7 protein-coding genes are annotated in these 6,403 nt (G+C 71.3%); all 7 read right to left on the minus strand.

Annotation, left to right across the window (positions count from 1 at the left end; translation table 11 throughout):
* Positions 1-304 precede the first annotated feature (304 nt).
* Positions 305-694: a DUF4397 domain-containing protein gene (locus F784_RS0115780; RefSeq protein ID WP_019587690.1), complete on the minus strand. Its 390-nt coding sequence runs from the start codon at positions 692-694 to the stop codon at positions 305-307.
* Between the two features lie 228 nt (positions 695-922).
* The gene (locus F784_RS26655) at positions 923-1,084 is read right to left on the minus strand and encodes a hypothetical protein (RefSeq protein ID WP_019587691.1); all 162 of its coding nucleotides are present in this window, start codon (positions 1,082-1,084) and stop codon (positions 923-925) included.
* Between the two features lie 398 nt (positions 1,085-1,482).
* Complete coding sequence (locus F784_RS0115790) at positions 1,483-2,376, minus strand: NAD(P)-dependent oxidoreductase (RefSeq protein ID WP_019587692.1); 894 nt, start codon at positions 2,374-2,376, stop codon at positions 1,483-1,485.
* A gap of 294 nt (positions 2,377-2,670) precedes the next feature.
* Entirely contained in the window at positions 2,671-3,588 is a 918-nt protein-coding gene (locus F784_RS0115795) for an EamA family transporter (RefSeq protein WP_019587693.1), read from the minus strand.
* Between the two features lie 88 nt (positions 3,589-3,676).
* Entirely contained in the window at positions 3,677-4,279 is a 603-nt protein-coding gene (locus F784_RS0115800; protein ID WP_019587694.1) for a DJ-1/PfpI family protein, read from the minus strand.
* Entirely contained in the window at positions 4,276-5,295 is a 1,020-nt protein-coding gene (locus F784_RS23420; protein WP_019587695.1) for a GlxA family transcriptional regulator, read from the minus strand. The genes F784_RS0115800 and F784_RS23420 overlap by 4 nt, the downstream gene beginning before the upstream one ends.
* A gap of 302 nt (positions 5,296-5,597) precedes the next feature.
* The coding region (locus tag F784_RS23425; protein ID WP_019587696.1) for a WecB/TagA/CpsF family glycosyltransferase at positions 5,598-6,403 on the minus strand (806 nt) is incomplete at its 5' end.

A 6,403-nucleotide genomic window follows, 5' to 3' on the forward strand; every position in this document is an offset into this window, starting at 1 on the left:
TCGCCCACAGCAAAGCCCCCAGGCGGGTGAGGCGCACTGGGGGCGGGTCCTCCGGCTTCACTCGGCCGGGATGCCTTCTGGGCTTGTGAATCAGGCTAACGGCGCCTTCCCTCAGAATCCTGACTGCCGTGTGGGACGTGCCTTCACGAACTCCGGCCACCGATCCGTCAGCCTCAGCGCGGGACTCCATGACGTTGATGGGAGGAAAGCACCCCATCCATTCCACTTCGACCGCTTCTGATCACGGTTGCTCGCTCCGCTCGGGCCCCAGGAGTGGTGCCCGCCCCTCCTGGGGCCACCGCGGTCACTCGGCGTATCCCTCGTCGAGGCTCAGCCCGAGCACGTCCTGCTCCAGGTCGTTCTGGGTCGTCGCCAGCGCCAGGGTGTAACTGCTGTTCTCATCCGCAGGCACGTTGATGGTCGTCCGCAACACGTCTGCCTCCCCTGGTGCCAGGTAGAAGGGCGTCACCACCACCTCATGCGACCCACTGCTGATCTCCTTGGGGAACATCATGGTCGACGCGGCGAACACGTCGTTGAACACCAGTTGCCCGTCCACGTAGACATCCACCACACCGCTGGCGCCGGAGTCATTCTCGAAGTAGACGGGGGCAGCCGAGGCAGTGACCGCGAGGGCGGAGGTGGCGACGAGAGCGGAGAGCAGCAGGGCCTTGAGGGTCTTGGGGGTACGCATGGTGGGCTTCCTTTCGGGGTGCGCTGAGCACCAGGGGAGGGCGGGGAGTGGGGTGGGCTGGGGTGAGGAAGGGGTCCTCCGCTCACAGGGCGAAGTATGCGAGCCCTCTGTTCAGGGCTCACCAACGCTCTGTGCAGGAGTGGTGAAGACGGGCCACGACGGACAGGACCACCAACGAAAGCGCCCCTCCTGACCAGGAGGGGCGTTGGTGAGCTCGGTTCGAGCGGGTCATGCGAGGCGGGGCTGGCGGGCCAGAAACAGGACCTTGAGGCGCTGGAGCAGGTTCTCGCGCTCGTTCTGTCCCTGGGCGGCGCGGGCCTGGCGGTCACGCTGGGCTTCGGCCCGGAGTTCCTGGGCGCGGTCCTGGGCGGCGTGGAGATAGGCGTTCATCTTCGTCTCCTTTCACCGCTCGGTGTCACCGCTCGGCTGCCCCTATGGTGCCCGCACAGCCCCCTTCACCACATCGGCTGAGTGAGTAGGCCCGACTACGCCGAACGGCAGAGGCGTGTAATACCCCTCGTCCAGGGACCAATGGATGGCCTGGGCCGTGCGCGCCTCATCCGAGCAGACGCTGGGGCGCCGGAAGACGATTCAGGGACACTGGGAGCCCGAAACCTCTTCGGCTGCGCCGTGAACTCTCTCCCGGAAGGACTTTTTCTTTTCGCCCTCCATAGCTCGGGGACGGCTGGCCGCGGGCTTCGCCGACCAGAGCCACAGGTCGCGCCTCTTCGGGCGGGCCTATGGCCTTGCGCCCGCGTGGTGGGCCGCGGCCCTGGGTTGAACTGGACTCAACCGTCTTCGGCCTCGCTGCGGGCCTCTATCGCCCGGATCACCGCCGCCATGTCCTCGTCCGGGAAGCCCAGCGCCACCGTCTCCGCGAACAGGGCGTGGCAGACATCCAGCAGGGGAGAGGCCAGGTGGGCCTCACGGGCCGCCCCGGCGACCAGGCGGTTGTTCTTCAACGCGTCCGCGATGGACGCCTGCACCGAGAAATTCCGGGCCACCATCTTGGGGGCCTTCACGCGTGACACTGGGCTCGACATCTGTCCGGCTCCCAGCACCACCAGGAACTGCCCCATGTCCAGGCCGTGACGCTGGGCGAAATGCACGGACTCGGCCAGGCCCGTCACGGTCGTGATCAGGAACAGGTTGACCGCGAGCTTCATCAGCAGCGCGTTCGGCACGGCGCCGCAGAGGACCGTCTCGTGACACATCGGCCCGAGCAGCGGGCGGACCTCCCGCACGGCCGCGTCCTCACCCGCGAGCATCGCCACGAGCTGCCCGGCCTCGGCGGGCTGGCGCGAGCCGGAGACGGGCGCCTCGACGTACTGGCCCCCGGCGGCGCGCAGATCAACGTCCAGCCCCCGGGAATATTCCGGCGAGGTCGTGCCCATGTGGACGATGATGCGCCCCGAGACGTTGGCGTCGAAGCCCGGCGTTCCGCGGCCCAGCACGGCGTCCATGGCGTCCCCGTCGCTCAACATCAGGATCACGACGTGGGCTTGCCGGAAGACCTCGGCCGGACCCTCGGCCACCCGCGCGCCTGCCCGCCGCAGCGCCTCGCTCCTGTGCGCCGAGCGGTTCCAGACAACGAGCGGGGTCCCGGCGCGGGCCAGGTTGAGCGCCATCGGCCCGCCCATAACCCCCAGCCCGATGAAGCCGAGGGGGCGGTCCGGGTTCATCGGCCCTCCCTGGGCACGGCAGGCCGGATGGGGGGGTTCAGGCACGAGACGACCTCGGGCTGCTCGCCGTCGGGGAAGCGGCGAGCGGTGAGTGGTCGGGGGGAAACAGTGTTCAAACGGGCCTCCTCCATCCCGAACGGGGGATGTTCCTGCATGCTGACCGCGCCACCCTGCGGGGTCTACAGGGCTGGTGTGCGGCGTGCCAGCTCGGCGTACAGCCAGCGGGGGCGGGGTGGATTCTTCTCACCCCGCCGCCCGCGCACCTCCCCGGGGAGTACCTCGTATGGACCTCCATCACGTTCCGCTCAGGGCCTGGCGCGCCGCCCGCCAGACTCTCGCGCCGAAGACGTGGAGCAGCAGGCCCCCGAAGACGAGCAGGGCGCCCACCACCTGCAGGGGCCCGAAGACTTCATGGAAGTACAGCGCGTTCGACGCGAGGCCGAACACGGGCACCAGCAGCGACAGTGGCGCGACGCGACTGGCCCCGTGCCGCCCGATGAGGAGATTCCACACGCCGAAGCCGAAGAGGGTGTTGCCGTACGCCATGTACGCGATGGCCGCCCAGAAGCCGGGCCCGGCGCCGAGCAGCGTGTGCCCGACCTGACTCCAGCCTGAGGTCAGCCCGGCCAGCAGGGCGAGGGGGACGGGCGGCACGAGCGAGGACCACACCCCCAGACTCAGCACGTTCACTGGCCCGAAGCGGCGCACCAGCACGTTGCCCACGGCCCACCCCAGGGCTCCCCCCAGGATCAGCAGCAGCCCCACGGCGCTCATGTGGTGGTCGCCCAGCAGGCCGATGACGCCCATTCCCGTGAAGGCGACCGCCATTCCGGCCCACTGGTTCGGGGCGACCGGCTCGCGCAGCGCGGCGGCGGCCAGGAGCGCCGTGAAGAAAGCCTGCACCTGCATCAGCAGGCTGGCGAGCCCGGCGCTGACACCCAGGTGGATCGCCAGGTAGAGCAGGCCGAACTGCAGGGCGCCCCCGGCCACGCCGTAGGCAAGGACGACCCGCCAAGACAGCGCCGGGCGCGGCACGAACAGGACGGCGGGAAAGGCCGCCAGCAGGAAGCGCAGCGCCACGACGAGCAGCGGTGAAGCCCCCTCCACGCTCAGCCGGATCCCCACGAAGTTCAGGCCCCAGATCAGGGTGACGAGCAGCGCGAGCAGCAGGCCGCGTCCCGTCAGCGGCGCGGGGGGAGCTTGTGGCGTCACGCTCCGGCCTCCGGGTCAGGAGCTTCCCCACAGGAAACGCGGGACGCGCGGAGGGTGGCCGCGGCGTGGGGTGAAGGAAGCCGGGCCATCATCCCCGCTCCCCCTCGTGCCAGGTGTACTGCATCTGCCGCGCGGTGCGGCGGGCGAGTTCCGGGGAGTGCAGGCGCCGCACGAGGTGCAGGCTCATGTCGATGCCCGCGCTGATCCCGGCGGACGAGACGACGCTGCCCAGGTCCACCCAGGGCACGTCCCGGCGCACGTCGATCCCCGGAAACTCGCGCGCGAAGTCGTCCAGGTCCTCCCAATGGGTGGTGGCGGCGCGGCCATCAAACAGCCCCAGGTCACCCAGGAGGAAGGCCCCGGTGCACACGCTCGCCGTGAGGGCCGCGCTCCCCGCGACTGCCGCGAGCCACGCCCGCACGGCCGCCTTGGGGCGCTCGGCGTCCACCACGCCGCCCGGCACGATCAAAACGTCCACGGGGGGGTGTGCCCCGAACGCGCAGGTCGGCGTGACCGTCAACCCGCCCCGCGCCCGGACGGCGCCCCCGCCTTGGCCGACCGTGAGCACCTCGAAGGGCACCCCGGCGGGCGAGGATCTCCGGGCCACGCGGGACGCCGTGCAGAACACCTCGAAGGGACCAGCGAAGTCCAGGACTTCCACCTCGTCGAACACGAAAATGGCGACGTTCATCGGGACTCTCCGAGCGGATCGCGTCCCCCCGGGGGCGGACGGTGAGGCCCGGAGGTCCTCAACGCGCTCGGCGGCGCGCCGAAGTTGGCCTTCCACAGGCGGCGGAAGTGACGGGGGTCCTCGAAGCCGCAGCGGCGCGCGACCTCCTCCAGCGGGAGGCGGTGCTCGCGCAGGAGCCGGGCGGCGAGTTCGAGGCGCAGGTGCTGCTGGTACTGGAGCGGCGTGAGGCCGAAGTCGTCCTTGAAGGCCCGGACGAGGGCACTCACGCTGCGGCCCGCGAGGGCGGCGAGGTCGGGCAGCCGCACGCGCTCGGCGGGGTGCCCCCGCAGCCAGTCGCGCACGCGCCGCGCGCCCGGGTCAAGGGGATCGCGCCCCCCGAGGTAGAGCGCGCGCTGCCCCCCGGGGCCGCCCCGCCGCAGCGGCACCACCAGGTCGCGCGCGACGTGCGCCGCGCCCGCCGGGCCGAGGTCGGCCTCGACGAGGGAGAGCGCGAGGTCGATGCCGGAGGTCACCCCGGCACTCGTGACCACGCCCCGGTCATGCACGAACAGGACGTCGTCCACGAGCTGCGCGTCGGGGTGGCGTGCCTGCAGCAGGTCGAGGATCGACCAGTGCGTCGTCGCCCGTCGCCCCGCAAGCAGCCCGGCCTCCCCCAGGGCGACGGCGCCGGTGCAGGTGGACGCCACGAGGGCCCCTGCTTCCCGCGCGCGGCGCAGCCACTCGACACCCTCCGCCGCCAACAGGGGACGTTCGGGCAGGCGGCCGTTGCAGCGCGTGCCCGGGACGAACACGAAGTCCGGCTCGCCGACCTCGGGCGGCGGCACGAGGGGGACCAGACCGGCGCCCTGCGCGGTCATGACGGTCCCCGCAAAGGCGCTGAACACCAGCTCGTACCGCCCGCCCGCGTCGTTGGCCGAGTGGAAGGCCTGCGCGGGGCCGCCGAGGTCGAGCAGATGCACCCCGGGCAGCAGCAGGAAGACGACCCGCCGGGCGGCGGACGGAACGGAGCGGCTCACGGCCTCATCCTAGGTGACCTCCGCCCGGCGGCACAGGGCGGGATCAGGCGGCGGGCGGACGGATTCGGTCAACCGGCCGGACCCACCCGGGTGGCCTCCCCGCCTGTGGCTGTCACCCAGGTAGGGCCTCCGGCCCGCCCGCTGGGGAACTCGGATTGGAACGCCGCGTGTTCGGCCTGAGCCCTTCCGGTGAAGTTCCGGGCTCAGGCCGGGCGGCCTCGGCGCGGGCAGACTCGACACCACTGGGAAACACGCGGCACCTTGCCGGAGGTTCAGAGTCGCCCCCATTCGGGCTCAGAGAATTATGTCGACCGCCCCTTCAGAAGTTGCCGGGCGAACATCAGCAGGAAGCGGGGGTTCTGGCGGGCATAGCGTTTCCACAGGCGGCGGGGCTCCATCGCCAGCCGGAAGAGCCACTCCAGCCCCAGGCGCTGCATCGCCCCGGGTGCCTGCCGGACCCGCCCCGAGTGGAAGTCGAAGGCCGCGCCCACCCCCAGCATGGTGAGGGGCAGCCGGTCGCGGTGACGGTACATCCACCACTCCTGCTTCGGGCAGCCGATCCCCACGAAAAGGATGCGGGCCCCGGAGGCGAGGATCTGCCGGACGTCCTCGGCGTCCTCCTCGGGCGTCAGCGGGCGGAAGGGCGGGGCAATCGTGCAGGCCACCTGGATGCCGGGGAACTGGCGCTCCAGGAAAGCCCGGAAGTCCCCCAGGCTCTCGGGCGTGCCGCCGTACAACCCGATGGGCACCCCCGCTTTGGCTGCCGCCTCGCAGACATGCAGGGTCAGGGTGGGGCCGTAGACCCGCTCGGCGTCCCGGACCCCCAGCAGCTTCAACCCCCAGACGAGCGGCATCCCGTCGGGCGTGACCAAGTCGGCGGAGTTGGTGACGGCCTGGAAGTTGGGGTCGTCCACTCCCTCCATGACCATGTGGACGTTGGCGGCGTGGACCCGGCGGGGGCCCCCGGCCTGCGCCCAGGTGATCACGTCTGCTGCCGCTTGGGCGTAGCTGGTCGCGTCGATGCGGGTGCCCAGGAGTGGGCGGGAAACGGGCCTCTGGGCGTGATCCGGCAGGGAGGTCGGTGGGGTCTGCGCGGTTACCCCGCCAG

Origin of the sequence: Deinococcus apachensis DSM 19763 (assembly GCF_000381345.1) — a bacterium.
GTDB classification, from domain to species: Bacteria; Deinococcota; Deinococci; order Deinococcales; family Deinococcaceae; genus Deinococcus; species Deinococcus apachensis.

Coding starts and splice junctions, on each gene's coding strand:
- F784_RS26655 (WP_019587691.1), bottom strand. CDS start 1,084: ATGAACGCCTATCTCCACGCCGCCCAGGACCGCGCCCAGGAACTCCGG.
- F784_RS0115790 (WP_019587692.1), bottom strand. CDS start 2,376: ATGAACCCGGACCGCCCCCTCGGCTTCATCGGGCTGGGGGTTATGGGC.
- F784_RS0115780 (WP_019587690.1), bottom strand. CDS start 694: ATGCGTACCCCCAAGACCCTCAAGGCCCTGCTGCTCTCCGCTCTCGTC.
- F784_RS0115800 (WP_019587694.1), bottom strand. CDS start 4,279: ATGAACGTCGCCATTTTCGTGTTCGACGAGGTGGAAGTCCTGGACTTC.